Source organism: Roseateles sp. GW821-FHT09H11, assembly GCF_059415845.1.
Genome location: NZ_JBWKOA010000001.1, coordinates 305,083 through 332,071 on the forward strand (window position 1 = coordinate 305,083; position 26,989 = coordinate 332,071).

Consider the following 26,989-nt stretch of genomic DNA (forward strand, 5'->3'; position numbering starts at 1 on the left):
TGTCGCGGGCATAGAGTGGGATCCAAGGCGTTTGAAACGCGCGCCGACGCAGCGGGATCCGATCCTCTTCCGACACACGGATGCCGCGTGCAGGACCCCTTTCAATCCAAGGAGTTTGACCATGAACCACTTCAAGAAGCTCTCCCTTCCGATCGGCGCCGTCGCCCTGGCGGCTGCCCTGACGGCGCCGGCTTTCGCACAGGTCGAGGAAGAGGTCGTGTCCGGCCCCAAGTCCCGCGACCAGGTCATCGCTGAACTCGAGGCCGCGCGCCTGGACGGCAGCCTCGACAAGTTGCAGGGCGAACACAGCTACGCGCCGGACTTCGACGAAGCGAAGGGCATGGACGTGCAGTACTCGAATCACCAGGCCGATGCCGACGTGACGGTGGGCATGTCCGCCGACACGAGCACGCAGGTGCAGTTCGCCGCACCTGCCGCGGGCGGCAAGACACGTGCCCAGGTGATGGACGAGTTGGAACAGGCGCGCGCCGACGGGTCGCTGGACCGCGCCTGGAGTGAGCAGGGATATGCGCCGGAGCTCGAGGCGGCGCATTCGTACCGTCGCTGAACGCTCCCGATGCCCGGCACGGGCCGCGACGATCCACGGCGATCCGCCATGGGTTCCGAACGGGACAGCGCCGACCTGACGGACCGATCGACGGACGCGGGATGACCTGACCGAGCAGGGACGGTCATCCGGCTTCGAGCAACGGGGTTCCCATGTGGGAACCCCGCTTTCGTTGCGGGCCCCGGCGGAGCCCTCACGTGACGTTCACAGACGCGTGAAGGTCACAGACGCGCGACGTCCAGGATCGCCTGCGCGAAGGCTTTCGGCGCTTCCTGCGGCAGGTTGTGGCCGATGCCGCCGCTCAGGTCGCGGTGCTCGTACTTGCCGGCGAACTTGCGGCGATAGTTGGCCGGCGCGGGATGCGGCGCGCCGTTGGCGTCCCCCTCCAGCGTGATCGCGGGGATCGTGATCTGGGGCGCCGCGCCGATGCGGGCCTCCACCGCGTCGAAGCGCGATTCGCCATCCGCCAGTCCCAGGCGCCAGCGGTAGTTGTGCACCACGATCGCGACGTGGTCCGGGTTGTCGAAGGCGGCGGCGCTGCGGGCGAAGGTCGCGTCGTCGAAGCGCCATTGCGGCGAGGCCAGTTGCCAGATCAGCTTCGAGAACTCGGCGCGGTACTTCTCGTAGCCCAGCCGGCCGCGTTCGGTCGCGAAGTAGAACTGGTACCACCATTGCAGCTCGGCGGCCGGCGGCAGCGGCTGCTCGTTGACCTTGCGGTCGACCAGCAGGTAGCCGCTGACGGACACCAGCGCCTGGCATCGCTCCGGCCAGAGCGCGGCGAGGATGCCCGCCGTGCGCGCGCCCCAGTCGCAGCCGCCGACGATCGCCTTCGGGATGCGCAGCGCGTCCAGCAGCGCGATCGCGTCGCGTGCCAGCGCGCCTTGCTGGCCGTTGCGCGCCGTGGCGGCGGACAGGAAACGCGTCGTGCCGTAGCCGCGCGCGTAGGGCACGATCACGCGATAACCGGCCGCCGCGAGCAGCGGCGCGACGCCCTCGTAGGTGTGGACGTCGTAGGGCCAGCCGTGCAGCAGCAGCACCGGCGGGCCGTCGGCCGGGCCGGCCTCGACGTAACCGACGCGGAGATCGCCGGCGTCGATGTGCTTGAGGGTGCCGAAGGACGGCGCGATCGCGATGGCCGCGCCGTCGGCCGCCGCTGTCGGTGCCGCCGCCGGTGTCGCCGCCAACGCGGCCGACGGCAGCAGGCCCGACAGCGGCAGCGCGGCGGCGGCCGTGGCGGCGCCCAGCGAGGCGCCCAGGCGCAGGAACTGACGGCGGGGCAGGGCGCCCCCGGCGATGCCGAGGCCGTCGGTCAGGTCGTCGTGCCCGTCGGGGCGGGTGCGGTCGGTCATGGGGATCTCCGTGTGTGGTGGGACCTCCGCAGTGGACGCCGGCGATGTATCTCCGCCTTGTCGATGAGGACGTGGGATTGCATGCGGGTGTCGCCGCCCGAAGCGCAGATACAGGGGCATACAAAGCCGATCTCTGACATCGATCAAACCAACCCCTGGCTTTCCGGCCGCGTCCTTCCTAGCCTGCCGGGACCGGGCGCGCGGGGCGTCCGGATTCGGGCCGCGTGCCCGCAGGAGGTATCGATGAATGGGGTCTTGCTGGACGAGGTCGTCTACTTTCCGTCACTGCAGACATTGCCGGCCGAGATGCGCGGGCTGCGCGAGCTCGACCGCCTGCGCAAGCGCCGGACCCTGCCGCTGATCACGCTGTCGACGCAGCAGCGGGTGCCCGATGTCGTGGACTTCCGCCGCGCGGCGCAGCAGGCGGGCGAGGCCATGCAGGAGCTGCCGCATTTCATCGACCTGGGCCGCGTTCCGCTGGACCACGCGCTGGCGTGGCGCCGGCTGGCCGACCCGACGCAGGGGTTCCGGACCTGGCGCGAGTTCGCCCAGGCGCACAGGAACGCGGTGCCCGTGGTGCTGATGCCCGACGGCGCCAGCGAGCGCAGCATCGTGCTGCAGGCGGTCATGATCGAGCGCGAGTTCGGCCGGGTGCTGTTCCGGCTGCGCGGCGCGGCGCCGTTGACGGCGCCCGCGACGGCGCTCGTGGAGCGGGCACTCGACGGGCTCGAGGACCGGCGCCGCGCGCTGGTCGTGCTGGACTTCGGCACCGAGCGGGAGTGGCTGCTGGGATGTTCCGGCGTCGGCCGGGACCTGCTGGCGCGCTGGCGGACGCGGTGGCCGGGGGTGCGTGTCGTGATGATGGGCAACAGCTTCCCCGCCACGGCGCAATGGATCGGCGCCGCGGTGTCGGAAGACAACCCGAGGTCGGGCCGTCTCGCGATCCTCGAGCGCGAGCTGCATCGCCGGCTCGGCGGCCCGGCGCTCGTCGGCTACGGCGACCATGGCGCCATCCATGCGCCGAGCGAGCCCGGCGTGGAGCTGCCGACGGGTCATGTGCGCTTCGACTATCCATGGCAGGGCGTGTGGCGCTTCGAGCGCCGCCGCCGCGCGAATCCGGACGAGGCCCACCGCGAAGCCGCCGCGGCCCTCATCGAGGCGGCGCCGTCGTTCGGCACCCGCGGCCTGTGGGGGGAACATGAGATCCAGGAAGCCGCCAACGGCCGGATGTTCGCGCGGGGTCGCGAGGCCCTGACGGCCCTCCGCGTCAACCTGCATCTGGCGACGCAGGTCGACGAGATGCTGATCGAACATCGGAGCATCCGGACCGTGCTGCCCGCCTCGACTTCGTGAAAACCACGGGCTGGCGACAGGGCGCGGCGAAGCCGGTCGGCGGGGAAGGGCATGCGGGCCTGCCTATACTCGCGCCCCATGCGCCGCTGGCTGACCGTCTTCCTGCTGATCCTGCTGCCGCTCCAGCTGAGCTGGGCGGTGGCGGCGACCTATTGCGCGCATGAAGCCGATCCGGCGGTGAACCACATCGGTCACCACCAGCACCAGCACGACGGGTCGGAAGGGGCGCCGGACGCGTCCGGGGCGCCTGAGAAGACGGCTGACAAGGCGCCGGAGAAAGCTTCCGAGAGAGCGTCGGAGAAGGCGACGGAGAAGGCGACCGACAAGGCGCTGACCTGCGTCGATGACGACTGCGGCTTCTGCCATCTGGGCCACAGTCAGCCGGTGGCGAGCACGCCGATCGTGCTGCCGGCGGTGGCCGGTCCGGTCGTCGAGGGCTCCGTGCCCGATGCGTGGTCCTCGCGCGGCCCCGATCGCCGCGAACGACCCAACTGGCAGCCCGCCTGATCGGCGGCCGCCCCCGCGGCGCCGAGTTGGGCGCCCCGCGTCGTTGCAAATCCGCGCCATAGCGCTGCTATGGCTCCGGTTTGCGCCTGGCGGTGCATCCCAACTCGACGCCGCGTCCATCGAAGGCAGTCAGGGATGACTGGCCTCGCATCGAGCGCTCGCCGATTCCTCGTTGAACCTCTTCCTGCCCGGCCGCCTCTGCGGCGGCGGGCACAACGCCGGAGTCTCCGATGCCCAAGTTCCTGGTGCCGCTATGCAGCGCGGCACTCCTTTCCCTCGTGCCGATGACCGCGCGTGCCGCGCCTGAGGCGCCACCTGCTTCCTCGACGTCATCCTCGTCATCGACTTCATCGTCGACCGCGTCATCGGCCCCGCCATCGGCCGCGCCCTTGCCGCTGCTGACGCTGAACGCCGCCGTCGACCGCGCGTTGGCCACCCATCCAAGGATGCGCGCCGCGGCCCTCGACGTCGAAGCCGCCGACGGCGCGGTCCAGCAGGCCGCGCTGCCACCCAACCCGTCGCTCGGACTCGAGCAGGAAGACACCCGCCGCGAGACGCGCACGGTCACCGTGCTGCTGAGCCAGCCGCTGGAGATCGGCGGGCAGCGCGCGGCCCGGACGGCGCTGGCCCAGCGCGGTCTCGACATCTCGCAGGCCGAGCTCGACGCGATGCGCGCCGACGTGCGGGCCGACGTGGTGCAGGCCTTCTTCGCCGCGCTGGTCGCGCAGGAACGGGTCGGCGCCGCCGAGGAGTCGCTCCGCATCGCCGGCGGCGGCGCCGACGCGACCGCGCGTCGCGTGGCCGCGGGCAAGCTCTCGCCGAACGACGAAACCCGGGCGCGTGTCGCCGAAGCCACCGCGCGCATCGAGCTGCGCCAGGCGCAGGCGGACCGGCTCGTCGCGCGGCATGCGTTGGCGGCGGCGGTCGGGATGGACGAAGCGACGATCGGGGCGCTCGATGGCAGCGCCGCGTCGCTGCCGGCCTTGCCCGCCGAAGCCGAGATCGCCCGCCGTCTGGCCGATGCGCCCGCGCTGCGACGCGCCCGGCTCGAGGTCGAGCGCGCCCAGGCCGCCTACGACCTCGAGCGCTCGCGCCGCATTCCCGATGTCACGGTGACCCTCGGCGCGAAGCGCGCGCAGGAGATCGGCCGCAACCAGGCGGTGATCGGTGTGTCCATGCCGCTGCCGCTGTTCGATCGCAACCAGGGCGCGCAGCGCGAGGCCCTCAAGCGCCGCCAGGCGGCCGAGCAGCTCGCGGAGGCCGAGTCCCTGCGGTTGCGCGCCGAGGTGCTGAGCGCGGCCGATGAGCTGAGCGCCCGCGCCGACGAGGTCGACGCCCTGCAGCGCACCGTGCTGCCCGGCGCGCGCGACGCCTACACCGCCGCCACGCGAGGCTTCGAACTCGGCAAGTTCGGCTTCCTGGACGTGCTCGACGCGCAGCGCACCTGGCTGCAGGCGCGGATGCAGTGGCTCGATGCGCTCGCACGGGCGCATCGCGCCAACGCCGACCTCGAGCGCCGCCTCGGCGCGCCCGCCCAGCAACCGTGAGAACGACGATGAACTTCAACAAGCAAGACGACAAGACGTCCTCCGGACGCGGACTGCCCAAGCGGCAACTGATCGCCATCGCGGTGCTGGTGGCCATCGGCCTCGGCGGCGGCGCGGCCATCCTGGCCTCCGGCCCCAAGGCATCGTCCGAGGGTGGCCATGGCGAGCATGGCGAGCACGCCGCAGGCGGCCATGACGATCACGGTCCCTCCGCCGGGAAGGAGTCGGGCGAACACAAGGACGAACCCAAGGACGGGCACAAGGACGAGCACAAGGACGAACCCGAAGCCATCGCGATGACCGAGGCGCAGATCAAGTCGGCCGCGATCGCCCTGGAGACCGCCGGCCCGGCGACGATCCGGACGACGACGCGTCTGCCCGGTGAGATCGGCTTCAACGAGGACCGCACCGCGCACGTCGTGCCGCGCGTGGCCGGCGTCGTGGAGGCGGTGCCCGCGACGCTCGGGCAGTCCGTGCGCAAGGGCGATCTGCTGGCGGTGATCGCGAGCGCGCAGGTGTCGGACCAGCGCAGCGAGCTGCTCGCCGCGCACAAGCGCGAGCAGCTGGCGCGCACGACCTACGACCGCGAGCGCAAGCTGTGGGAGGAGAAGATCTCGCCCCGCCAGGATGTGGACGTGGCCGAGCAGGCCCTGCGCGAGGCCGAGATCGCCGTCGCGAACGCGCGGCAGAAACTGCTCGCCATCGGTGCCACGACCGGTGCCACCACCGGTGCCACCACCGGTGCCACGACCGGCGGCGCGCTCACCCGCTTCGAGCTGCGCGCGCCTTTCGACGGCGTCGTCGTCGAGAAGCACCTGACGCTGGGCGAGCAGGTGAAGGAGGACGCGAGCGTCTTCGTCCTGTCGGACCTGCGCACCGTGTGGGCGCGCATCGACGTGCCGGCCGGGGATCTGGCCAAGGTGCGCGTGGGCGAGCGCGCCGTCGTGCGCTCCGCCGCCTTCGAGCAGTCGGCCGACGGCAAGGTCGCCTACGTCGGCGCGCTGATCGGCGGGCAGAGCCGCACCGCGCAGGCGCGCATCTCGCTGGCGAATCCGGACGGCGCCTGGCGGCCCGGGCTGTTCGTCAACGTCGACGTCGTGACCGGCGAGGCGCCCGCGCCGATCACCGTGGCCGCCGACGCGGTCCAGGTCTTCGAGGACCGGCAGGTCGTCTTCGTGCGCACCGCCGACGGCTTCGCCGCCATGCCGGTCAAGACCGGCCGCGGCGACGGCCGGCGCATCGAGATCGTCGACGGCCTGAAGGCCGGCGCGAGGGTCGCGGCGGTCAACGCCTTCGTCATCAAGTCCGAGGCCGGCAAGGGCTCGGCCACCCATTCGCACTGACGGAGGACGCATGTTCGAACGCATCATCCGATTCGCCATCGAGCACCGATGGCTGGTGCTGGTGGCCGTGCTGGGCATGGCGGCGCTGGGCGTCTTCAGCTACCAGAAGCTGCCCATCGACGCCGTGCCCGACATCACCAACGTGCAGGTGCAGATCAACACCGGCGCGCCGGGCTACTCGCCGCTGGAGGCGGAGCAGCGCGTGACCTTCCCGATCGAGACTGCGATGGCCGGTCTGCCGGGGCTGAAGCAGACGCGCTCGCTGTCGCGCTACGGGCTGTCGCAGGTGACGGTGATCTTCCGCGACGGCACCGACATCCACTTCGCGCGGCAGTTGGTCAACGAGCGGCTGCAGGCCGCGCGCGAGCACCTGCCCGACGGTCTGACGCCGGCGATGGGGCCGGTGTCGACGGGCCTGGGCGAGATCTACCAATGGACGATCGAGGCCGAGGAGGGCGCGCGCAAGCCCGACGGCTCGCCCTACACGCCGATCGACCTGCGCGAGATCCAGGATTGGGTCGTCAAGCCGCAGCTGCGCAACGTGCCGGGCGTGACCGAGGTCAACACGATCGGCGGCTTCGCCAAGGAGTTCGAGGTGGCGCCCGATCCCGGGCGGTTGTCGTCGCACGGGCTGACGCTGGCGGAGGTCGTCGAGGCGCTGGAGCGCAACAACGCCAACGTCGGCGCCGGCTACATCGAGCGCCGCGGCGAGCAGTACCTGATCCGCGCGCCGGGCCAGCTGCGGGACCTGGCCGACATCGGCAACGTGGTGCTGCGCACCGACGGCGGCGTGCCGGTGCGGGTGCGCGACGTGGCGCAGGTCGGCATCGGCAAGGAGCTGCGCAGCGGCGCGGCCACCGACAACGGCCGCGAGGTCGTGCTGGGCACCGTCTTCATGCTGATCGGCGAGAACAGCCGCAGCGTCGCGCTGGCCGTCGATCGCAAGATGAAGGAGGTCGCGACGACGCTGCCGAAAGGCGTGCACGTCGTCACCGTCTACGACCGCACCGTGCTCGTCGACAAGGCGATCGCCACGGTCAAGCGCAACCTGATCGAAGGCGCCGTGCTGGTGATCGCCGTGCTCTTCCTGTTCCTGGGCAACCTGCGTGCGGCGGTGCTGACGGCGCTGGTGATCCCGCTGTCGATGCTGTTCACCTTCACCGGCATGGTCGGCCAGAAGGTCAGCGCCAACCTGATGAGCCTGGGCGCGCTGGACTTCGGGATCATCGTGGACGGCGCGGTCGTCATCGTCGAGAACTGCGTGCGGCGCCTGGCGCACGCGCAGTCGCGCCTGGGACGGCCGCTGACGCGCGGCGAGCGCTTCCACGAGGTCTTCGCGGCGGCGCAGGAGGCGCGCCGGCCGCTGCTGTTCGGGCAGCTGATCATCATGGTGGTCTACCTGCCGATCTTCGCGCTGACCGGCGTGGAAGGGCGGATGTTCCATCCGATGGCGGTGACCGTGGTGATGGCGCTGCTGGGCGCGATGATCCTGTCCATCACCTTCGTGCCGGCGGCGGTGGCGCTGTTCATCGGCGACAAGGTCCAGGAGAAGGAGAGCCGCCTGATGGCATGGGCGCACCGCGCCTACGAGCCGCTGCTGGTCAAGGCGATGGCCGCGCGCCCGGTGGTGATCACCGGCGCGGCCGTGGCGGTGGTGCTGTCGACCTTGCTCGCGACGCGCCTGGGCAGCGAGTTCGTGCCCAGCCTCAACGAAGGCGACTTCGCGGTGCAGGCGTTGCGGCTGCCGGGCACCAGCCTGTCGCAGTCGGTGGCGATGCAGCAGCAGCTGGAGGCGCGCCTGAAGCAGAAGTTCCCCGAGATCGAACGCGTGTTCTCGCGCACGGGCACGGCGGAGATCGCGGCGGACCCGATGCCGCCCAACATCTCCGACGCCTACGTGATGCTCCTGTCGCAGGACCGGTGGCCCGAGCCGCGACGCACCCGCGACGAGTTGATCGCCGCGGTGCAGGAGGAACTCGCGACGCTGCCGGGGCAGAACTACGAGTTCTCGCAGCCGATCCAGCTGCGCTTCAACGAGTTGATCTCGGGCGTGCGCTCGGACGTGGCGGTGAAGGTCTTCGGCGACGACATGGACCAGCTGAACGCGGCGGCGGCGAAGATCGCCGCAGTGCTGGGCGGGCTCGATGGCGCGGCGGAGGTCAACGTCGAACAGACGACCGGGCTGCCGATGCTCACCGTCGACATCGACCGCGAGAAGGCGGGGCGTCACGGGCTGAACCTGCAGGACGTGCAGCAGCTGGTGGCGACGGCGACCGGCGGGGCGCATGCGGGCACGCTGTTCGAGGGCGACCGGCGCTTCTCGATCGTCGTGCGCCTGCCCGAGGCGCTGCGGACGGACCTGGCGGCGATCGAACGGCTGCCGGTGCCGCTGCCGAAGGGGGCCGACGGCGCCGCGCGTTTCCTGCCCCTGTCGGAGGTCGCGACGCTGTCGCTGGCGCCGGGGCCCAACCAGGTCAGCCGCGAGGACGGCAAGCGGCGCGTCGTCGTCAGCGCGAACGTGCGCGGCCGCGACCTCGGATCGTTCGTCGCCGAGGCGCAGCAGGCCGTGACGTCGCAGGTCGCCTTGCCGTCCGGCTACTGGCTGGGCTGGGGCGGGCAGTTCGAGAACCTGCAGTCCGCCAGCGAGCGTCTGCGCGTCGTGGTGCCGGTGGCGCTGGGGCTGGTCTTCGTGCTGCTGTTCGCGATGTTCGGCAACGCGCGGGACGGGCTGCTGGTGTTCTCGGGCATCCCGTTCGCGCTGACCGGCGGCGTGCTGGCGCTGTGGATGCGCGGGATACCGCTGTCGATCTCGGCGGCGGTGGGGTTCATCGCGCTGAGCGGCGTGGCCGTGCTGAACGGGCTGGTGATGATCTCCTTCATCCGCCAGTTGAGGGAGCAGGGCCGGCCCTTGGGGGACGCCATCCATGAGGGGGCGTTGACACGGCTGCGGCCGGTGCTGATGACGGCGCTGGTGGCGTCGCTCGGTTTCGTGCCGATGGCGCTCGCGACCGGCACCGGCGCCGAGGTGCAGCGACCGCTGGCGACGGTGGTGATCGGCGGGATCCTGTCCTCGACGGCGCTGACCCTGCTGGTGCTGCCGGTGCTGTACCGGTGGGCGTATCGCCGCGACGAGGCCGATGCCGGGACCGGCATCGCGCGCGGCCGGGGCGAGGACGTGATTTCGGTCGCGACGTGATGTCGGCTGTCCCGCCCGGATGCGGGGGCGCCCCGGGGAGGGGCGCCTTCCCCTTTTTCCTAGAATCGCGCTTCCAAAAAGGACGAGTCTCCAGGAGGGAGCATGAAGAAGTTGGGAGTGGCCGCCGTGGCGGCCTTGGCGCTGAGCGGTTGCGCGATTCATCAGAACGTGACGCCGGTGCAGGTCCGTGTGGAGGATCGGCAGATCTGCGTGATCGACAACCCGTCGGTGCGCAAGGGCTTCAGCGACGGCTACAAGCGCGCCTTGGAAAGCAAGGGCTACGTGGTGCGCACGCTGCCGCAGGTGGCGGCAATCACGGACTGCGCGGTGACGAGCACCTACAACGCCACCTGGCGCTGGGACCTCGCGCTGTACATGGCGTATGCCGAGATCCGCGTCTTCAGCGCGGGCAAGCAGGTCGGCGAAGCGAAGTACGACGCCACGCACGGCAGCGGCAGCATGAACAAGTTCATCGACGCCGACAAGAAGGTCGTGGAGCTGGTGAACAGCCTGTTCCCGGGCGGCGCCGCCACGGCGGCCGCACCCACGGCTGCGGCCGCGGCGTCCGCGCCGCAATGAACGGACGCTGACCTTCGGGTCGGCAGGAAGGCGGAGCGGCCCGCGTCGCTCCGCCGGAACCCCGGGCGTCGGGAGACGCGCGCGGTTGTCATGCGGATCCACTCATCCGCGTGAGTTCGCTGCCTCGTGAAAGTGACGTCGACGCGATGTCGACAAGTCGAGGTCATGGAACCCGGATCGACGTTTCCCTAGAGTGGCTGCATCGCCTCGCGAGGAGAGTGGTGTGCCGATGTCGAAGATGGAAATGAACGGGCGGATCGTCGTCCCCAAGGACATCCGCAAGGCCACGGGCGCCAAGCTTGGTACGCGCTTCATCTGGACGTTGATGGAGGACGGCAGCATCCACGTCGTTGCGAAGTCGAAACGGCCGGTCGCGGAAGAGACGCCGCAGCCGGATTCTGTTGATTCACTGAATGGAGAAGGCAATGCATGAAACGTTTCTGAGCGAGCAAGGCACCCTGCAGGTGCCCGCAGAGATCTTGAAAGAGCTGGAAGCAAAACCTGGCACCCCGTTCGTCTGGGATATCCGCGGCGATGGCAGTCTCTATGTTCGAGCCAAGACGACGTCGTTGGCAGAGTTGGCGGGGATGCTGAAGCCGCCCAACGGCAAGTCGGTTTCCATCGAAGAAATGAATCCGTTCCGTTGAGCAGGCCCGCGGAATCTCCCATCGCAGTGGTGATAAGGTCACTCACCATGACCCGCAAGCCATCAAGACCGACTGCCGTGGCGCGCAAGGGTGACCATGACGTGGTCCTGCTCTCCGGCGGCAACCCGCAGATCCCGAAAGGGCATGGCGACGCGCCGGTGCAGGCCTACATCGCCGCGCTCCAGGACTGGAAGCAGGCCGTCGTGCGGCGCATGGATGCGCTGATCGTCGAGGCCGTGCCCGACGTGCGCAAGGCCGTGAAATGGAACTCGCCGCTGTACGGCGTCGACGGCACGACCTGGTTCCTCGGCCTCCATGTGATGACGCGCTATGTGAAGGTCGCGTTCTTCAACGGCAAGTCGTTGGATCCGATGCCGCCCGTCGATTCGAAGACCGCCCACGCCCGTTATCTGCATGTGAGCGAGCAGGAGCCGCTCGATGAGGCGGCCTTCGTCGCCTGGGTGAAAGCGGCCAGCGCGATCCCCGGCGAGAAGATGTGAGTGGACTGAACCGCTGAACCTGCTGGGCCTGCTGATGCGTGTCGCTCAGCTCGCGGCGCGCCAGTCGAGCAGATCCTCGTAGGTCGCGCCGGCGCCGCCGCAGAGCATCACCAGCACGTTCCTGGCGTCCCGCAGCACGGGTACCTCCCGCTTGAGCGTCGCCGCGACCGCGGCCCCGCACGCGGGTTCGACGATCAGCCGGTGTTCCTTCGCCACGTCGAGGCAGGCCTGCACCGCTTCCGCATCCGTCACCGTCGTGGCGACGACCGGATGCTGCTTCGTCCACGCGAAGGCCCGCTCGCTCACCCGACGGGCCCCCAGCGAGGTGGCGAGGCTCGTGATCGCGTCGAGCGTCACCAGCTCGCCCGCGGCGATCGCCGCTTTCAGCGAATCGGCCCCGAAGGTTTCCGCCGCCACCAGGGGCACGTCCTGCCACCCGACCGCGTGCATGCCCTGCAGCACGCCACTCATCAGCCCGCCGCCGCCGACCGAGAGCACCACCGCGTCCGGCTTCGGGCCTTGCGTGGCGGCCTCCGCGATCATCGTCGCGTGCCCGTCCCACAGCAGCGGATCGTCGAACGGGTGGATGAAGGCGTCGGTGGGCTGGCGCAGCGACATCAGGTGGTCGTTGGCTTCCATCCAGCTCTTGCCGTGGACGACGACCTCGGCGCCCTGGCGGCGGATCAGCGTCTTGGGCCACTCGCGCGTGGTCTCCGGCACGACCACGACGACCGGCAGTCCGAGCCGGCGCCCCGCATAGGCGACCGCGATCCCCGCATTGCCGCCCGAGGACGACAACAGCCGCGTCGCACCGCGCGACGCATGGACTTCGCAGGCGTGGCCGATGCCGCGCAGCTTGAACGAGCCGCAGGGCTGGAGGGCTTCGAGCTTCAACCAGACGCGCTGGTCAGGGGTACTGAAGGCATCGGACTCGACGGTCGGCGTGGTGATGTGGATGGCCATGCGGGAATCGTAGCCTGAGGTGGCCCGGGGGCCGCCAGCCGCTACCATCCAGTGCACATGAATGCTCTCTTCGAACGATCCTGGCAGCGTGCCTGGTCCGCACTCATCGGCGCAGGCCCCGGCGAACGCGACGGGCACGCGCTGCGCGACGACCTGCTCGCGCGCTACGCGGAGCCGCCACGCAAGTACCACACCCGTCAGCATCTCGAGGAATGCCTCGCGCTCTTCGACGAGGTCGGCGCGCTGGCCGTCCATCCCGCCGAGGTCGAGATGGCGCTCTGGTTCCACGACGCGATCTACGACGTGAAGGGCTCGGGCAACGAGGAACGCAGCGCCGAGTGGGCGCAGGAGGCGCTGCTCGCCGCCGGCGCGGAGCGCGACGTCGCCGATCGTGTCCGGCGACTGGTGCTGGTGACGAAACACGACGGCGTGCCGGCCAGCGTGGACGAGCAGGTGCTGGTCGACATCGACCTGGCCATCCTCGGCGCCGGCCGCCCGCGCTTCGACGAGTACGAGCGCCAGATCCGCGATGAATACGCGTACGTGCCGGGTTTCCTGTTCCGTCGCAAGCGCAGGCAGATCCTCAGGACCTTCCTGGAGCGGCCGGTGCTGTACAGCACGGCCGCGCTGCGCGAACGGCTGGACGCGCGCGCCCGGGAGAACCTGCGGCGCGCGATCGGCTGATCAACGCGACGCGGCCACGACCGCCTGCGGCACGTTGCGGAAACTGATGGCCAGCCGGTTGTACGTGTTCATGAGGCCGATCGCGATCGTGAGGTCGACGAGCTCCTTCTCGCCGAACACCGCGACGGCGGCGGCGTAGTCGGCATCGGGCACGCCGGTCGTCGCGACGCGAGTGACCGACTCGGCCCAGGCCAGCGCCGCGCGCTCGCGGGCGTCGAACAGCGTGCCGCCTTCCTGCCAGGCCTGCACCAGGGCGAGCTTCTCGACGGGCACGCCCTTCTTGAGCAGGTCGCGGGTGTGCATGTCCAGGCAGTACGCGCAGTTGTTGATCTGCGAGACACGCAGGAACACGAGGTCGACGAGCGCCGGCGGCAGGCCGCTCTGGGCGACGTAGGCGTAGACGCCGCCGAGCGCCTTCACGCCGGCGGGAGAGATCTGGCTGTAGTCGAGACGTTGGGTCATGGGGGCTCCTTGGGATCGATGACTGGATTCTTCTCCCGCCGTGGTGCAAAGTGGAGTCCCAAGAATCGCAAGAATCGCTGTACCACGATGAGCCCGCCGCTGAGCCTTCCGCTCGACAAGTCCTCCGCCGTCCCGCTGGCGGACCAGATCCATCGAGGCATCGCGACGGCCATCGAGCAGCAGGTGCTCCTACCCGGCATGCGGCTGCCGTCCTGGATCGACCTGGCGGCGCAGTTGGGCGTGGCGCGCGGCACGGTGCGCGTGGCCTATGAGAAGCTGGCCGCCGCGCAGATGATCGAGGCGTCCCGCGCCGCCGGGACGCGAGTCGCGGAGCGGCCCGCCGCCTCGCGTCGCGGCGAGGCGGCCCTCGACCCCGGCCCCTTCATCGCGATGTACCGCGAATTGACGGCCGGCCCGGGGATCTTCCAGCCCGGGATTCCGTCGCGCGACAGCCTGCCGTCCAAGCTGATGCATCGTCTTCGCGCGCGGGCGCTGCTGGCGGAGACGACCGGCGCGGCGCTGTATCCCGACCCGCGCGGCGAGCTGGCGCTGCGGCGCGAGATCGTCGCTTACCTCGCGGTCGCGCGCGGCGTGGTCTGCTCGCCGGACCAGGTGCTCGTCACCGGCGGGTACGCGGCGGGGCTGGGGATCACGCTGCGCGTGCTCGGACTCGACGGCGGGTCGGCATGGATGGAGGAGCCCGGCTTCTTCTTCACGCGGCACGCGCTCCAGGTCGGCCGGCTGACGCCGGTCCCGGTGCCCGTGGACGAACAGGGGATCGATGTGGAGGCCGCCTGGCAGCGCGCGCCGGACGCGGCGCTCGCCGTCGTCACGCCGGGGCAACAGGCGCCGCTGGGGGTGACGATGTCGCTGCAGCGCCGGCTGCGCCTGCTCGACTGGGCCGCCAGCACCGGCGGCTGGATCGTCGAGGACGACTATCTGAGCGAGCTGCAACTGCAGGGGCGCGCCGCCCCGGCGCTCGCGTCGCTGGACCGGCACGGGCGGGTGATCCACATCGGCTCCTTCAGCAAGACGATCGATCCGCGGCTGCGGCTCGGGTTCGTCGTCGTGCCGGCGGCGATGGTGTCGCGCTTCGCGGAGGCGGTCGCCTGCCTGGCGCCGCCGCCGGGGCCGGCCACACAACAGGCGATCGCGGCGTTCATGCGCGACGGGCACTACCTGCGCCACCTGCGACGCACCAAGCGGCTGTACCTGGCGCAGCGCGACGGTCTGCTGAAGCGCTTGCACGAGCGGGGCCTGGAGACCCTGCCGGCGGCCCTGGCGGTGCTGGTCCGGACGCCGTCGGGGGTTTCGGACCTCGCGATCGCGCGGGACCTGTTCGCCTACGGCATCTCGCCGGCGCCGCTGTCGGTCTGGTTTGCCGAAGCCGGGCGGGCGCAATCGGGGTTGATGCTCAGCGTCGCGACGGCGCCGCAGTCGCAAGTCGCGCGCGCCTGCGACCGCCTGCAGGAGGTGATCGCCCGGCACGCGCCGCGCTGAAGGCGCCCTCGCGGCAGAAGTCGCCAGTGCTGCGATGCGAATACCGATCCGGCGCCAACGCTGTGGCCGATGCCGGCAACACGTCATCCCGGGAGGAACGACCCTTGCCACAAGGGCGGCTCCACTCCGACCTTGACGGGACTGCCATGGACCTCCACCACCGCCCGCCGCGCGACCTCTGCGTGGGCACCGCTTCCGGACTGCTCGGCGGCCTGATCGGCGCCGCCGCGATGACCGCCTTCCAGGCGGGCCTGGCGCGAGTCGGCATCACCTCGGGGGTGCGCGGCATGCCGTCGACCGAACGTGCCGCCGATCGTCTCGCGGCATTCACCGGCCGCCGTCTGCCGTCCCGCGAGCGCCCTGTCGCCGGCGAAGCCGTCCACTACGGGATGGGATCGCTGGTCGGCGGCCTGTACGGCGCGGCGGCCGAACTCGATCCCCGCGTGACCTGCGGGCGCGGCACCGTGTTCGGCGTGGCGGCGGCGACCGTCGTCGACGAGACGCTCGTGCCCGCGTTCCGCTTCGGCGACCCGGTCACGCGGGCGCCGCTGCCATCGCATCCGTACTCGTATGCCTCGCACCTGGTCTACGGCGCCTTCACCGAGTCGGCCCGCCAGCTGTTCCGCCGCTTCTTCGGCCGGGTACGCGCGGGGGCGAGGGTCGTGCGCGAGGCGAGGGCGCAGGGCGTGCCGGTGGTCGCGGTCAAGCCGGCCGATTCCCGGCGCACGCTGCTGATGGCCTTCCTGCTCGGCAGCACCGCCGGTCCGCGGACCAGCGCGCCGCTCACCGTCGCGAGTTGGGCCGCGAAGCTCGGCTGGATCGACGTGAAGGACTCGCCGCTGGCCTTCCTGGCGTCGACGCACGCGGTGGCGGTCACCACGCCGATGGCGATCGGGGAACTCATCATCGACAAGCTGCCGTCGACCCCCGACCGCACCGACCCGCCGGGGCTCGCGGCGCGTGCCGTCAGCGGGGCGATCTCGGGCGCGGCGCTGGCGGGCGGACGCTCCTGGCCGGCCGCCCTCGCGGGTGCGATGGGCGCCGTCCTCGCCACCTATGCGGGGTACACGCTGCGCGAGAAGCTGTCCGACGCGCTCGGCCACGACTTCCCGGTCGCGGCCGTCGAGGACCTGATCGCCTTCGGCGGCGCGACGATGGTGTGCCTGGCGCAGGTGGGCAGCAGTGAGGAGGCGACGTCCTCATCGGCGGGCACGGCGGCGGCTCATGACGACGCCTACGACGACGCGCTCTCGGCGCTGGGCTGGCCGCACAGCTGAAGCGCTGCGCCATCCGTCCCCGCGGGGCGCGCAGGAGATGGTCGACGTGGCAGCGCGTCAAGCCATCAGGTCAGGTCCATCTGATCAGGGTGACGATCATCGCCACGCAGAGCGCCATCGCGCCGAGGTAGAGCCCCCAGCCGCGCAGGCGACGGCGACGGCGACGGAGAAGACGCTCGCCGCGGTCGTCGCGAAGGACTTCTTCGTCGTCGCTTCGCGCCAGCAACGCGCCCGCCGCATAGAGCCCCGCGGCGATCACCGCTGCCGCGATCAGGTTGCGGCCTTCGCTCATGTCGTCGCTGACATCGAGCCAGATCGCCGACGCCACCCCAGTCGTCACGACAAGACTGACCGCGCGCCAGCGGTTCAGCCGGCTGACCGCCGGATTGAAACGCGGCTGTCGCAGGCGATCGCCGTCCGGCTCGGCGGTGGTCGACGTGCCCGGCGGCGACCAGCCGGGCGACTTGAACAGCACGCGGATCCGGTCCGACCAGCGCGGCGTGGCGCGGGCGCGGTCGAACAGCTCGCCGTAGAACTGGCTCACCGCCTTCAACGGGTTCCAGCTGTGCAGCGGCTTGACCGTGCCGTAGACGCAGGGCTCGGTCTCCTCGGCGAAGGTGCCGAACATCCGGTCCCAGATCACGAGCACCGCGCCGTAGTTCCTGTCCAGGTAGCCCGGATTCACCGCATGGTGGACGCGGTGGTTGGACGGCGTCGAGAACACCCGGTCCAGCCAGCCCAGTCGCCCGATGTGCTCGGTGTGGATCCAGAACTGGTACAGCAGCACGAACAGCCCCGCCGCGACGTACTGCTCCAGCGGCAGGCCCAGCAGCGCCATCGGCAGGAAGAACGGCCAGCCCATCACCGCGTAGAAGCTCTCCTGGCGCAGCGCGGTCGTCAGGTTGAAGTGCTCGCTCTGGTGATGCACGGTGTGGGCCGCCCAGAAGAGGGCGCTCTCATGGCTGACGCGGTGCAGCCAGTAGTCGCAGAAGTCGTAGACCACGATCGCCGCCACCCAGCCCCACCAGCCGTCCCAGGCCGTGGTCGGAACGAGCGCCAGATGCGGCTGCAGCCACGCGTACATGCCGTTCTGGAACAGCGGCGTGATCGCGGCGACCGCCAGGCTCATCAGGCCCTGGCTCAGGCTGCTGAGCGAGTCGGACAGCCCGTACGTGTCGCGCCCCTTCAGCCGTCCCCACAGCCATTCGAGGGCAATCAGGAGTCCGAACAGCGGGACGGCGATGAGGAGGACACGGTGCATGAAGGACGGCCGGGAAGGAGAGGGTCAGGACTTGCCTGCTCAGAACCGATACCAGAGGCTGGCGCTGAAGGTCTGCTGGGTCTTGGCGGTCGTCAGCGGGGACCGCGACGCGTCGCCCACCAGCCGCGCATTCAGCCATTGGCCGCTGACGGACCAGTGCTCGGAGAACTTGTGCTCGCCGCTGAGGGCGATGCTCCAGTCCATCAGGCCGGCGCGCGGACGCCATTCGGGCAGGCCGCTCGCGCGGGATTCGCCGGGACCGATGCCGTAGCTGCTGCGCAGGTGCGCGCCATTGGCCGCCGTGGCCCCCAGCGTGATGGCGATGAGGTCGTCGCCGACCGGGATGCCGGAGGTCAGGCCCAGCTCGAGCTGCTCGCCGTCATGCCGTCGGCCGCTGCCCCACGAGAAGCCCGACTGCAGCATGAGCCAGGAGGTCGCCTGGACGTTCGCGAACGCTTCCGTCGTGACGCGCGAGCCCAGCCGGTCGATGCCCTGGGGCGTGACCCGCGACGGCCGTCCGAACTGCGGCCACAGCCGGGCGCCGACCTGCCAGACCGAGGCCGTGGCGGCATCGGCCAGCACGGGCACGAGGTTCCAGCCGATGCCGAGGTCGGTGGAGACGAAGGCGCCTTCGGGCGTCAGCACTTCCAGGGCCGGCAGCAGGTCATTGCTGCGCGCGCGGCTGCCGGGCGCGGAGGGCCAACTGCGCGTCGACGCGCCACCGGACCAGCTCGTCTGCGCCGGCGGCGCGTCCATCAGCACCAGGCTGCCCGCCGCCCAGGCCGGTACCGCACCGCCCGCCAGGCCGGCGCAGAGGAGCGGGATGAAAGACCGTGCGGCGCCGCGGGCCGCGGCGGGGCGGCGCGTGCGAGGCAGGGGGAGGGGCGGATGGACAGCGCGGCGCATGGGGACGGAAGCTGCCGGAATTCTAGGGAGCGGTGTCTTCCGCGACCTTGCAGGAATCTGTCGGTCCGCACTCCGGGTCCCGTGCGGAGTACGTTTGCAATTCCCACCAGATGGGGGATAGCGCATGCACCTGGGGCCCTATAAATAGGGATGGCGGGTGACAACGTTGCCGATCTATATCGGCAACATGTCGTCACAAGTGTTTCAGGCATCCCCCCTCAGGGTTCCCCCTGAAGAGGGGGCGACGCAAGTGACCATCGGCCTATTATCCGGGCCTTCTCCGGCGTGCAGTGAGGGGTAGCGACGACCGAGCCGGAGACCCATCGGTCAGTCGAAAAAATGGGAGGCCCTATGGAAACAGTGTCCGTTGCCCGCACGTTCGAGGCGGCTGGAAGTGGTGGCTATGCGATGCCGGCGGTGAAACGCCGGGTACTGCTGGTTGACGACCATGAACTGGTGAGGGCGGGGATCCGCACCCTGTACCAGTCGCTGGATGAGATCGACATCGAGTGGGTGGAGGCGGCGTCGCTGCAGGAAGGTCTGCAGGCCTACGTCGGCGGCGGCGCTGTCGACGCCGTGCTGCTGGATCTGAACCTGGGGGACTGCAAGGGCCTGCAAGGGCTGCGGCAGTTCATGGAGGCCTATCCCGAGGCCCGCGTCGTCGTCTTCAGCGGCACGCAGGATGAATTCGTGGTCCGTCAGGCGCGGGCGCTGGGCGCCGTGGGCTACCTGCCCAAGGGCGCGCTGATGGCCGAGATGCGCAGCACGCTGCGTGCGCTGCTGGCCGAGGGCCAGCGCCACCGGCAGTCGCAGTCGGGCACCTTGTTCCCGCGCTTCCCGTCGTCCGCGATGTACGACCGCGTGGCCGAGCTCGGCCCGCGCCACCTGGAGATCCTCGAACTGGTGCTGTCCGGTTGCAGCAACCAGGAGATCAGCAACTCGACGCAGCTGTCGCTGGGCACGGTGAAGAACTACGTCTCCTCGCTGCTGCTGGCGCTGGACGTCAAGTCGCGCTCGCACATGATCAGCCTCTTCCGCTGACGAGGTGGCCACGGTCCACCGAGGCGATCCGCGGGGCGATCACCGGGGCGAGGAACAAGCCCCCGACACCACCTTTCCGCCGACCGAGATCTTCATCGACTCGCCGGACGTCCCCGACGTGCCGGCGAGCGCCGTTTCTGGCGTGCCGTCCGGCGCTGCATCGAACGGCGGCCCCGCTGCGTCCGGCGTGGAGCGTTCAGTCGCCCCGTCGGCGTCCGGCACGCCAACGGCGCCGGGCCCGCGTCCGGGTGAGGCCGGTCCCGGCCCGTCCACGCCGTCGGGCGCGGGCGCTCCGCCGCCCGCCGACGGCATGGGCGCCCGTCCGAAGCGGTCGCGCCGTCCGCCGCGACCGAGCCTCTTCGTGGCGGTCGCCGGCGCGGTCCCGGAGAACGACGAGTCCGTCCAGGAAGGACGCCGCCGCGAACGGCGGGCGATCGCACGCCGGCTGCAGGATGCGGGCTTCGACGAAGCCTGGAGCCATTGGCCCTGGCTGCTGACGGCGGTCGCCGTGCCGCTGGTCTCGGCGCTGCTGCGCGGCATGCCCGCGACGGGCCTGGTGGTCTGGGTCTTCGGCGTCATCGCGCTGGCGGTGGGCTGTGTCTTCACCGCGCGGTCGCTCTCCCACCGCGGATCCCGGGTCGACAGCAGCCGCATGGCCTTCTCCGACCGCGAGGGCCGGCGCCTGCTCTACCTCCAGGCCGCGGGCTGCCTCGCGCTGCTGAGCCTGCACCCGTGGCTGGCCGAATCGCCGGGCGCGCGCGGCTTGCTGACCGGACCGCTGCTGGCGGCCACGGCGGCGGTGGTCGGCGTGCTGCTCGCGCCGATGGGGCGCTGGTCGGCCGTGATCGCGGTGCTGCCGGCGTCCGAGGGCCTGGCGCGGCTGTTCGATCCCGCCGCGCGGCCGGGGGCCGGTCCGGTGTGGTTCCTCGCCGCGGCGGTGGTCGGCGGGCTGGCCCTGCTCGAACACCATCGCTGGCAGCGGGCCAAGCGTCTGCTGATGGAGCAGGACCTGCACGTCAGCACGCTCGAACAGGACCGTGACGGCGCCATCCGGGCCGACCAGGAGAAGAGCCGTTTCCTCGCGATCGCGAGCCACGACCTGCGCCAGCCGGTGCATGCGCTGGGGCTCTTCGCCGCAAGCCTGGAGCGCCGCCTGCAAGGCACGGAGGAAGAGCCGCTGATCCGCAACGTGATGCGCTCGATCGAAGGCCTGGAGCGTTCCTTCAACGCGATGCTCGACATCTCCCGGCTGGACGCCGGCACGGTCGAGCCCAACCTCCAGCACTTCCCGCTGCGCGACCTGTTCCGTCGCCTGCACATGCACTACGCCGGCCAGGCGGAGGGGGCGGGGCTGGGGCTGCGCTTCTCGCCGGGCGGCAAGTCCGTCACCAGCGATCCGCAGCTGCTGGAGCGCATCCTGGGCAACCTGATCCAGAACGCGATCAAGTACACGGAGGAGGGCGGCGTGGTGGTGGTCGCGCGGTCGACCTCGACCCACCTGAACCTCGAGGTCTGGGACACCGGCATCGGCATCAAGTCCAGCGACCTGCCGCGCATCTTCGCGGAGTTCTACCAAGTGGGCCAGAGCGAGCGCAGCCGCACGCAGGGCCTGGGCATGGGGCTGGCGATCGTCAAGCGGCTGGCGCACCTGCTGGGGTACCGGCTGATGGTGGCCTCGCGGCCGGGTCGGGGGACGATGTTCCGGCTCAGCATCCCGCTGGGCGGGCTGCCCGAGATCCCGGAGTTCACGACGGCGGCCGACACCGTGCCCATGCCGGTCATGGAGCCGCGCTCCGTGCTTGTCATCGACGATGAGGAGCCCATCCGCATCGGCCTGCAGCTGCTGCTGGAGGAATGGGGTTATGAGTCCATCATTGCCGCCACCGCGGCCGAGGCGGCGGAAGCGGTGCGCGCACGGGCCGAGCCGCCGGACCTGATCCTGTCGGACCTGCACCTGGGCGACGGGCCGGACGGCATCGCTGCGATCCGCGCGGTGCGTGAGCTCTGCCGCACCGAGGTGCCGGCGATCCTGGTCACCGGCGACACCAGCCGCGAGGAACTGCGCCGTGCCACCGAAAGCGGCCACACGGTGCTCTTCAAGCCCCTGCAGCCGCGCAAGCTCTTCAACGCCCTGCGCGGCATGGTCTCCTGACGCAAGACCTGCCCCCAGCCCGACACCGACAGCGACAGCGACAGCAACGTCGCATGTTCCAGCGTCAAGCGCAGGAGCGATGTCAGCGAGCGCGAGTGGGGCCGGAATGAGGCTTGGGGTCCCTGGAGGGGTGCCCCATGCCTCGTGGAGAGCCCGCGCTTGGCCCACCGGGGGGGCGACATCCGCGCGAGGTGCGCCAAGTGACGCCTACAGTAACGAGCCCATCACGCCGTTCCACGATGACCACGCTTTCCGACCCCTTGACGCCACGCCGCCCGACTTCGGCGGCCTGGGCGCTGCGCATCCAGTTCTTCGTGTCTGGGGCGTTGTTCGCGACCTGGGGTGTGCATGTGCCGACGGTGAAGGCGCATTACGGCCTGGGCGAGCAGTCGCTGGCGATCGCGATGCTGGCCTCGGGCGTTGGCGCGCTGCTGGCGTTGACGCAGGCCGGGCGTGTCGTGGCGCGCTTCGGACCACGCGGCGTCGCGGGCCTGACCGGAGTGCTGTGCGCGGCCGGCGTGTCGCTGCTGATCGCGCCCAGCGTGTATCTGGGGCTTGTCCTGCTGCTGATGCTTTTCGGCGCGACGGCGAGTCTCTTCGACGTCGCCATCAACGCTGAAGCGACCGAGATCGAGCACCTGGCCGGCCGCCCGCTGATGAGCGGTTTCCATGCGATGTTCAGCCTCGGCGGCATGGTCGGCGCGGGTGTGGGCAGTCTGCTGCCGTTGCTGGGCTGGACGCCGCAGACGCATCTGCTGGTGGCCTGCGGCACGGGCATGGTGCTGATCCTGGGCGCCTGCGCCGCGATGCTGAAGATGAAGACCGATGCCGGCGAGTCACAGCCGCTGAGCCTGCCGCGCGGCGTGCTCGCGCTGATCGGCACGCTGGCGGCGCTGGGTCTGATCGCCGAAGGCGCGATGTACGACTGGAGCGTGCTGTTCATGAAGCAGGAGCGCGCCAGCGACGCCAGCCTGTCGGCGCTCGGTTATGCGAGCTTCAGCCTGGCCATGGCGCTGGGGCGTTTCGGCGGGGACTGGGTGCGGGCGCGCGTCGCGCCGGTGCCCTTGATGGTCGCGAGCGGGTTGCTCGCCGCTGCGGGCATGGCGACCGCGCTGCTGGTGCCGATCGCATCGGCGGGACTGCTGGGCTTCGCGCTGGTCGGGCTGGGCCTGTCGAACGTCGTGCCCGTGCTGTTCAGCGCGGCGTCGAAGGTGCCCGGCGTCAGCGCCGCACACGGCATCGCGGCGGTCTCGTCGCTGGGCTACCTGGGCATGATGGCCGGCCCGCCGCTGATCGGCATGATCGCGGAACACACCTCGCTGACGGCCGGTCTGTCTTGCGTCGTCTTCTTCGCGCTGTTCATGGCCGCCAGCGCGCAACGCGCGTTGGGCGGCACGGCCCGGACGACCGCGCCAGCGGCCGCCGATTGACCTCGCGCTTCGAGACCGCCTCGGACCGGCTGCGAGAGGCCGGACAACCCGTGCGAGGTGTGTAGGCGAACGCCCGACACGGGCATCGGGCGATCACCGAGGCGACGATGCGCCGTTGGCCTCGTGTCGCCGAACGCCATCGTCCCTACAGTTGATCCTGACAACGGAATTCGAGCTTCCGTTGTCCATGCTTCTCTCTCGCATGGTCCGCCTTTTCCCTCTGCAGGCGGACGAACTTTCGGCCCCGGTCTCACGACCGGGGCCTTTTCTTTTTTGGGCCAGCCCGCCACGGCCACGGCCACGGCCAAGGCGGTGGCGTCCGGCGCGGCGCGTCTGCGCTGACCTTGCCTAAGATGCGTGCCCATGAACAGCACGACTTCGACGCCGCGCCTTCGTATCGAATGGCGCGGCAGGGCCACCGACATCGAATACACCTGGGTGAATGGCGGGGTCGACGACGCGGCCGATGCCTCAGCAAGCGCCGCGCCGGTGATGGTCTTCCTGCACGAGGGCCTGGGCTCGATCGCCATGTGGCGGGACTTTCCGGCGCGCCTGTGCGCGGCGATCGGCATGCGCGGCCTCGTGTACTCGAGGCCCGGCTACGGGCGCTCGACGATGCGCGCGCCGGACGATCGCTGGGGCGTCGACTACCTGCATCGCCAGGCGCATGAGGTGCTGCCCGCCGTGCTTGCGGCATTGGGCGTGACGTCGCCGCCCTGGCTGTTCGGGCACAGCGACGGCGGCTCGATCGCGCTGCTGCATGCGGCGAAGCTGCCGACGGCGGGGGCAGTCGTTGCCGCGCCGCACATCGTCGTCGAGGATCTGTCTCTCGACGGCATCCGCAAGACCGTCGAGGTCTACCAGGCCGGTCCGTTGCGGGAGCGCCTGGCGCGCTTCCACGACGATCCGGATTCGCCGTTCGGCGGATGGAGCGGCACGTGGCTGAGCGCCGCCTTCCGCGACTGGTCGATCGTCGAGGAGATCCGCGCGATCCCCTGTCCGGTGCTCGCGATGCAGGGCGTCGACGACGAGTACGGCACGCTCGAGCAGATCCGCGGCATCGCGCGCGAAGTCCCCCAGACGCGTCTCTTCGAGATTCCCGCCTGCGGCCACTCGCCGCACAAGGACAAGCCCGCCGAAGTGATCAACGAAGTCAGCGACTGGTTGGGGACGGTGGTCCTTGGGGTTCCGGCCCTTGCGGCCGGGGCCCCATGGTCCAGCGGCCGACGCCCGAACGACGGCAGGTAGGCGGTCTCACACCGTCAGCAACCCCATCGTCATCGCCTTCAACGTCGCCGCGGCCCGCGTGCTGCATTCGAGCTTGCGAAACGCGCTTTCCAGATGCGTCCGCACGGTCGCCGGGCTGATGCCCAGCACCTTCGCCGCTTCCTTGTTGCTTTCGCCGATGGCGATGCGGCCGAGCACCTCGGTCTCGCGCGCGGAGAGCGTGATCGCTCCGGGCGAGGAGGGCGGTGCGGCAATGCGGCGCCGTTCCGCGCCGCAGACGGCGTCGGCCGCTTGCGGGTCGAGGCGTCCGGCGGCCACTTCCTTGCCCATGGCGACGCGAGCCGCGTCGGTGTCGAGGGCCGGCGCTCCGGGGCGTGGTGTCCGCACGGTCACCCACGCGGCCGCCGCGGCCAGCACCCGGGCGGGCATCGGAATCGCGGCGCCTGCCGCGCTGCGGAACGCACCGGAGCCATCCATGCGTTCGTCGACATAGGACGCGAGCTCCGCTTCGGCGTGCAGCGCGGTCAGGCGCCGCGCTGCACGTCCGGTCCAGTACGGCATCAGGCGAAGCTTCTCGCGGTCGGCCTCGCCGAGCCGGCGGCCTTCGCTCCAGATCGCGTTCGGCACCGACGCGCGGCCGATGCCGTGCAGCAGCCCCGCGCGATGGAGCCGCTCCTGCGCCGCGGCGTCGAAGCCGAGCACCGCGCCCGCCTCGCGGGCTGCATCGGCCACGCGGCGTGACAGGCCGGTCATCCACGGCAGCTTGAGGTCGATGACGTCCGCGACCAGTTCGAGCGGTGTGTCGAGGGCGGCCAGCGCGGCATCCAGGTCAGCGGCCTCGTGGCGCGGGGCGCTGCCATGCCCGCTTTCCTGTGTGCTGCTTCCCTGCGCCCCGCCTTCATGCGCGCCGGCCTCCAACGCAACCATCCACGCCTGCGCGTTCCTCGTCACCAGGTCCACCAGCGCTTTCGGATACTTCGCCTCCGAGCGCTCGCCGATGTAGCGCAGGGCCGCGGACACGCCGTGCACGCGCGAGAAGATCTCCAGATCCCCCGCCAGCGCCACATGGAAGACGACGGCCGGGATCTCGTCGCCGCGCAGTCCGGCAGGTTTGCCGTGACCGTTCCAGGTCTCGAAGAGATGGCGCATCGCGCGCTCTATGTTGGCGGGCAGACCCAGCAGCCGGGCGATCTCGCCCGCGACCTCGCAGTGGATGAGCGCCGCCTCGCCGAGCGTGCCGGCCAGCGCCGACGCTGCTTCGGCCGATCCGTTGGAGAGCATCGCGTCGCGCCCGCCGACGTCGTCGCCCATCAGCACCGAGAACTCCGGCGCGTTGGCCGTGCAGCCGGACCATCGCAGCAGCGCCACGCAGGCGGCGTGGCCGGGCGCCTCGTCGGCATCGCGACCGAGCGCGAGGCCCTCGGCGCGGGCCGCCGCGGCGATGCGCGCGGCGAGCCACGCCGTCCGCGTCGAATGGTCGACCGGCTGGCCCATGCTGAGGTCGCCCACGAATGCGAGCGCGCGCACGGCGTCGAGCACCGGTACGCGCGAGGCCGCCGGGCCCGCCGTCGTGGCGGAGGGCGCGGAGGAAGTCGAGGGGATCGGAAGGAGCGGGGAGGAAGAGTCGGTCACGGCGTCCCAGGGGCAAGGTCGAGCGCGCCGCGGGCACCGCGCCATGGGTGCCCGCGGTCGGCGCGGACCTTACCGGGATTGCCGGACCGCGTCCAGGATGACCTTGGCGACCGCTTCCGGCTGGGACTGCTGCGGCACGTGCGAGCTGTCGACCTTCGTCACCTTCGCGCCGGCGCGCTGCGCCATCGCGGCCTGCGCCTCGGGCGCGATCATGTGGTCGGCGGTGGCCAGCAGGTAGTACGAGGGCTTGGTCTTCCACGCCGCGGCGGACACCGTCTGCTCGAAGGCCTTGGCCTGGATCGGGCCTTGCGTCGCCGTCATCACGGCGGTCGTCGCGGCGGGCAGGTCCTGCGCGAAATGGTTCTTCATGCCTTCGGCAGTCAGGCTGAGCCAGCCTTGCGCGTCGGCCTTGAAGTGGGCCGAGCCGGACGGCGTCGGGAAGCCCTTGCCCTGTTCCGCCGTGTTCTGGCCGACGTTGGGTGCGAATGCGGCCACGTAGACCAGCGAGGAGACCTTGTCCGAGGTGCCGGCTTCGGTGATCACCGTGCCGCCCCACGAGTGGCCGACCAGCACGACCTTGCCCGGCTGGGCATCGATCGCACGGCGCGCGGCGGCGACGTCGTCGGCCAGCGAACTCAGCGGGTTCTGCACCGCGGTGACCTGCACGCCTTCGCGCTGCAGCAGCGGGATGACCTTGGCCCAGTCGGAGCCGTCGGCGAAGGCACCGTGGACGATGACGACCGAGGGCTGGGCCGAGGCTGCCGGCGTGGCGGCCAATGCGGCGGTCGACAGTCCGGCCGAGGCGGCGAAGGCGCTGGCGGCAACGGCGGTGGCGATGAGGCGGCGGGTGATGTTCATGGTCTGG

General features: G+C 70.8%; 24 protein-coding genes. 17 read left to right on the top strand and 7 right to left on the bottom strand.

The genetic code is table 11. The features are described 5' to 3' along the window. Nucleotides 1–121 precede the first annotated feature (121 nt). Complete coding sequence (locus tag AC07PR_RS01290) at nucleotides 122–568, top strand: DUF4148 domain-containing protein (protein WP_377154907.1); 447 nt, start codon at nucleotides 122–124, stop codon at nucleotides 566–568. Between the two features lie 221 nt (nucleotides 569–789). Here the strand turns inward: AC07PR_RS01290 and AC07PR_RS01295 are convergent, their stop codons facing one another. Then, a complete protein-coding gene (locus AC07PR_RS01295; RefSeq protein ID WP_495134095.1) occupies nucleotides 790–1,917 on the bottom strand; it encodes an alpha/beta fold hydrolase in 1,128 nt (375 codons plus the stop codon). A 243-nt stretch (nucleotides 1,918–2,160) separates the two neighbouring features. Here AC07PR_RS01295 and AC07PR_RS01300 point away from each other — a divergent pair, with 243 nt between their 5' ends. The 9 genes from AC07PR_RS01300 to AC07PR_RS01340 all read left to right on the top strand — a co-directional run bounded on the left by AC07PR_RS01300 (nucleotide 2,161) and on the right by AC07PR_RS01340 (nucleotide 11,589). After that, a complete protein-coding gene (locus tag AC07PR_RS01300; RefSeq protein ID WP_495134096.1) occupies nucleotides 2,161–3,270 on the top strand; it encodes a beta family protein in 1,110 nt (369 codons plus the stop codon). 78 nt (nucleotides 3,271–3,348) lie between these two features. Then, a complete protein-coding gene (locus AC07PR_RS01305) occupies nucleotides 3,349–3,777 on the top strand; it encodes a hypothetical protein (RefSeq protein ID WP_495134097.1) in 429 nt (142 codons plus the stop codon). A 230-nt stretch (nucleotides 3,778–4,007) separates the two neighbouring features. Then, nucleotides 4,008–5,324, top strand: coding sequence for a TolC family protein (locus AC07PR_RS01310; protein ID WP_495134098.1), 1,317 nt, complete (start codon nucleotides 4,008–4,010; stop codon nucleotides 5,322–5,324). 8 nt (nucleotides 5,325–5,332) lie between these two features. After that, nucleotides 5,333–6,667, top strand: coding sequence for an efflux RND transporter periplasmic adaptor subunit (locus AC07PR_RS01315; RefSeq protein WP_495134099.1), 1,335 nt, complete (start codon nucleotides 5,333–5,335; stop codon nucleotides 6,665–6,667). Nucleotides 6,668–6,677: 10 nt separating this feature from the next. Further along, nucleotides 6,678–9,863: an efflux RND transporter permease subunit gene (locus AC07PR_RS01320; protein WP_495134100.1), complete on the top strand. Its 3,186-nt coding sequence runs from the start codon at nucleotides 6,678–6,680 to the stop codon at nucleotides 9,861–9,863. 102 nt (nucleotides 9,864–9,965) lie between these two features. Further along, complete coding sequence (locus AC07PR_RS01325; protein ID WP_483106533.1) at nucleotides 9,966–10,442, top strand: Sbal_3080 family lipoprotein; 477 nt, start codon at nucleotides 9,966–9,968, stop codon at nucleotides 10,440–10,442. A gap of 229 nt (nucleotides 10,443–10,671) precedes the next feature. Beyond that, complete coding sequence (locus tag AC07PR_RS01330; RefSeq protein ID WP_495134101.1) at nucleotides 10,672–10,875, top strand: AbrB/MazE/SpoVT family DNA-binding domain-containing protein; 204 nt, start codon at nucleotides 10,672–10,674, stop codon at nucleotides 10,873–10,875. Further along, the gene (locus AC07PR_RS01335; RefSeq protein WP_377154916.1) at nucleotides 10,868–11,089 is read left to right on the top strand and encodes an AbrB/MazE/SpoVT family DNA-binding domain-containing protein; all 222 of its coding nucleotides are present in this window, start codon (nucleotides 10,868–10,870) and stop codon (nucleotides 11,087–11,089) included. Before AC07PR_RS01330 ends, AC07PR_RS01335 begins: the two co-directional genes overlap by 8 nt. A 47-nt stretch (nucleotides 11,090–11,136) precedes the next feature. Beyond that, entirely contained in the window at nucleotides 11,137–11,589 is a 453-nt protein-coding gene (locus tag AC07PR_RS01340; RefSeq protein WP_483106528.1) for a DUF1801 domain-containing protein, read from the top strand. Nucleotides 11,590–11,634: 45 nt separating this feature from the next. Here the strand turns inward: AC07PR_RS01340 and AC07PR_RS01345 are convergent, their stop codons facing one another. Next, a complete protein-coding gene (locus AC07PR_RS01345) occupies nucleotides 11,635–12,552 on the bottom strand; it encodes a pyridoxal-phosphate dependent enzyme (RefSeq protein ID WP_495134102.1) in 918 nt (305 codons plus the stop codon). 57 nt (nucleotides 12,553–12,609) lie between these two features. On the opposite strand from AC07PR_RS01345, the gene AC07PR_RS01350 reads away from it, so the two are divergent. Then, nucleotides 12,610–13,236, top strand: a complete 627-nt coding sequence (locus tag AC07PR_RS01350; RefSeq protein WP_495134103.1) for an HD domain-containing protein — start codon at nucleotides 12,610–12,612, stop codon at nucleotides 13,234–13,236. Here the strand turns inward: AC07PR_RS01350 and AC07PR_RS01355 are convergent, their stop codons facing one another. Then, nucleotides 13,237–13,698 (bottom strand): carboxymuconolactone decarboxylase family protein, encoded by a 462-nt coding sequence (locus tag AC07PR_RS01355; protein WP_495134104.1) that lies wholly within the window; start codon nucleotides 13,696–13,698, stop codon nucleotides 13,237–13,239. A gap of 87 nt (nucleotides 13,699–13,785) precedes the next feature. On the opposite strand from AC07PR_RS01355, the gene pdxR reads away from it, so the two are divergent. Together pdxR and AC07PR_RS01365 are read left to right on the top strand one after the other, a co-directional pair. After that, nucleotides 13,786–15,198, top strand: a complete 1,413-nt coding sequence (pdxR, locus tag AC07PR_RS01360; protein WP_495134105.1) for a MocR-like pyridoxine biosynthesis transcription factor PdxR — start codon at nucleotides 13,786–13,788, stop codon at nucleotides 15,196–15,198. A gap of 146 nt (nucleotides 15,199–15,344) precedes the next feature. Continuing rightward, nucleotides 15,345–16,475 carry a DUF4126 family protein gene (locus AC07PR_RS01365; protein ID WP_495134106.1) on the top strand — a complete coding sequence of 377 codons (1,131 nt, stop codon included), beginning with the start codon at nucleotides 15,345–15,347 and terminating at the stop codon, nucleotides 16,473–16,475. A gap of 70 nt (nucleotides 16,476–16,545) precedes the next feature. Here the strand turns inward: AC07PR_RS01365 and AC07PR_RS01370 are convergent, their stop codons facing one another. Together AC07PR_RS01370 and AC07PR_RS01375 are read right to left on the bottom strand one after the other, a co-directional pair. Then, entirely contained in the window at nucleotides 16,546–17,736 is a 1,191-nt protein-coding gene (locus AC07PR_RS01370) for a sterol desaturase family protein (protein WP_495134107.1), read from the bottom strand. A gap of 39 nt (nucleotides 17,737–17,775) precedes the next feature. Then, on the bottom strand, nucleotides 17,776–18,642 hold the full coding sequence (locus tag AC07PR_RS01375) for a MipA/OmpV family protein (RefSeq protein WP_495134108.1): 867 nt from the start codon (nucleotides 18,640–18,642) through the stop codon (nucleotides 17,776–17,778). Between the two features lie 351 nt (nucleotides 18,643–18,993). Between AC07PR_RS01375 and AC07PR_RS01380 the strand changes: the two genes are divergently transcribed. From AC07PR_RS01380 to AC07PR_RS01395, 4 genes are all read left to right on the top strand, one after another. Next, on the top strand, nucleotides 18,994–19,683 hold the full coding sequence (locus tag AC07PR_RS01380; RefSeq protein ID WP_377154926.1) for a response regulator: 690 nt from the start codon (nucleotides 18,994–18,996) through the stop codon (nucleotides 19,681–19,683). A gap of 4 nt (nucleotides 19,684–19,687) precedes the next feature. After that, nucleotides 19,688–21,835, top strand: coding sequence for an ATP-binding response regulator (locus AC07PR_RS01385; protein ID WP_495134109.1), 2,148 nt, complete (start codon nucleotides 19,688–19,690; stop codon nucleotides 21,833–21,835). A 239-nt stretch (nucleotides 21,836–22,074) separates the two neighbouring features. After that, complete coding sequence (locus AC07PR_RS01390) at nucleotides 22,075–23,265, top strand: MFS transporter (RefSeq protein WP_495134110.1); 1,191 nt, start codon at nucleotides 22,075–22,077, stop codon at nucleotides 23,263–23,265. A gap of 363 nt (nucleotides 23,266–23,628) precedes the next feature. Further along, nucleotides 23,629–24,513: an alpha/beta fold hydrolase gene (locus tag AC07PR_RS01395; RefSeq protein WP_495134111.1), complete on the top strand. Its 885-nt coding sequence runs from the start codon at nucleotides 23,629–23,631 to the stop codon at nucleotides 24,511–24,513. A 6-nt stretch (nucleotides 24,514–24,519) separates the two neighbouring features. On the opposite strand, the gene AC07PR_RS01400 is transcribed toward AC07PR_RS01395, so the two are convergent. Both AC07PR_RS01400 and AC07PR_RS01405 read right to left on the bottom strand, forming a co-directional pair. Continuing rightward, on the bottom strand, nucleotides 24,520–26,124 hold the full coding sequence (locus AC07PR_RS01400) for an HD domain-containing phosphohydrolase (RefSeq protein WP_495134112.1): 1,605 nt from the start codon (nucleotides 26,122–26,124) through the stop codon (nucleotides 24,520–24,522). A 69-nt stretch (nucleotides 26,125–26,193) separates the two neighbouring features. After that, nucleotides 26,194–26,982 (bottom strand): alpha/beta hydrolase, encoded by a 789-nt coding sequence (locus AC07PR_RS01405; protein ID WP_495134113.1) that lies wholly within the window; start codon nucleotides 26,980–26,982, stop codon nucleotides 26,194–26,196. Nucleotides 26,983–26,989 lie beyond the last annotated feature (7 nt).

Excerpts from the sequence above, each read along its gene's own strand:
- AC07PR_RS01290 (WP_377154907.1), top strand. The coding sequence starts at position 122 with ATGAACCACTTCAAGAAGCTCTCCCTTCCGATCGGCGCCGTCGCCCTG.
- AC07PR_RS01295 (WP_495134095.1), bottom strand. The coding sequence starts at position 1,917 with ATGACCGACCGCACCCGCCCCGACGGGCACGACGACCTGACCGACGGC.
- AC07PR_RS01300 (WP_495134096.1), top strand. The coding sequence starts at position 2,161 with ATGAATGGGGTCTTGCTGGACGAGGTCGTCTACTTTCCGTCACTGCAG.
- AC07PR_RS01305 (WP_495134097.1), top strand. The coding sequence starts at position 3,349 with ATGCGCCGCTGGCTGACCGTCTTCCTGCTGATCCTGCTGCCGCTCCAG.
- AC07PR_RS01310 (WP_495134098.1), top strand. The coding sequence starts at position 4,008 with ATGCCCAAGTTCCTGGTGCCGCTATGCAGCGCGGCACTCCTTTCCCTC.
- AC07PR_RS01315 (WP_495134099.1), top strand. The coding sequence starts at position 5,333 with ATGAACTTCAACAAGCAAGACGACAAGACGTCCTCCGGACGCGGACTG.
- AC07PR_RS01320 (WP_495134100.1), top strand. The coding sequence starts at position 6,678 with ATGTTCGAACGCATCATCCGATTCGCCATCGAGCACCGATGGCTGGTG.
- AC07PR_RS01325 (WP_483106533.1), top strand. The coding sequence starts at position 9,966 with ATGAAGAAGTTGGGAGTGGCCGCCGTGGCGGCCTTGGCGCTGAGCGGT.
- AC07PR_RS01330 (WP_495134101.1), top strand. The coding sequence starts at position 10,672 with ATGTCGAAGATGGAAATGAACGGGCGGATCGTCGTCCCCAAGGACATC.
- AC07PR_RS01335 (WP_377154916.1), top strand. The coding sequence starts at position 10,868 with ATGCATGAAACGTTTCTGAGCGAGCAAGGCACCCTGCAGGTGCCCGCA.
- AC07PR_RS01340 (WP_483106528.1), top strand. The coding sequence starts at position 11,137 with ATGACCCGCAAGCCATCAAGACCGACTGCCGTGGCGCGCAAGGGTGAC.
- AC07PR_RS01345 (WP_495134102.1), bottom strand. The coding sequence starts at position 12,552 with ATGGCCATCCACATCACCACGCCGACCGTCGAGTCCGATGCCTTCAGT.
- AC07PR_RS01350 (WP_495134103.1), top strand. The coding sequence starts at position 12,610 with ATGAATGCTCTCTTCGAACGATCCTGGCAGCGTGCCTGGTCCGCACTC.
- AC07PR_RS01355 (WP_495134104.1), bottom strand. The coding sequence starts at position 13,698 with ATGACCCAACGTCTCGACTACAGCCAGATCTCTCCCGCCGGCGTGAAG.
- pdxR (WP_495134105.1), top strand. The coding sequence starts at position 13,786 with ATGAGCCCGCCGCTGAGCCTTCCGCTCGACAAGTCCTCCGCCGTCCCG.
- AC07PR_RS01365 (WP_495134106.1), top strand. The coding sequence starts at position 15,345 with ATGGACCTCCACCACCGCCCGCCGCGCGACCTCTGCGTGGGCACCGCT.
- AC07PR_RS01370 (WP_495134107.1), bottom strand. The coding sequence starts at position 17,736 with ATGCACCGTGTCCTCCTCATCGCCGTCCCGCTGTTCGGACTCCTGATT.
- AC07PR_RS01375 (WP_495134108.1), bottom strand. The coding sequence starts at position 18,642 with ATGCGCCGCGCTGTCCATCCGCCCCTCCCCCTGCCTCGCACGCGCCGC.
- AC07PR_RS01380 (WP_377154926.1), top strand. The coding sequence starts at position 18,994 with ATGGAAACAGTGTCCGTTGCCCGCACGTTCGAGGCGGCTGGAAGTGGT.
- AC07PR_RS01390 (WP_495134110.1), top strand. The coding sequence starts at position 22,075 with ATGACCACGCTTTCCGACCCCTTGACGCCACGCCGCCCGACTTCGGCG.
- AC07PR_RS01395 (WP_495134111.1), top strand. The coding sequence starts at position 23,629 with ATGAACAGCACGACTTCGACGCCGCGCCTTCGTATCGAATGGCGCGGC.
- AC07PR_RS01405 (WP_495134113.1), bottom strand. The coding sequence starts at position 26,982 with ATGAACATCACCCGCCGCCTCATCGCCACCGCCGTTGCCGCCAGCGCC.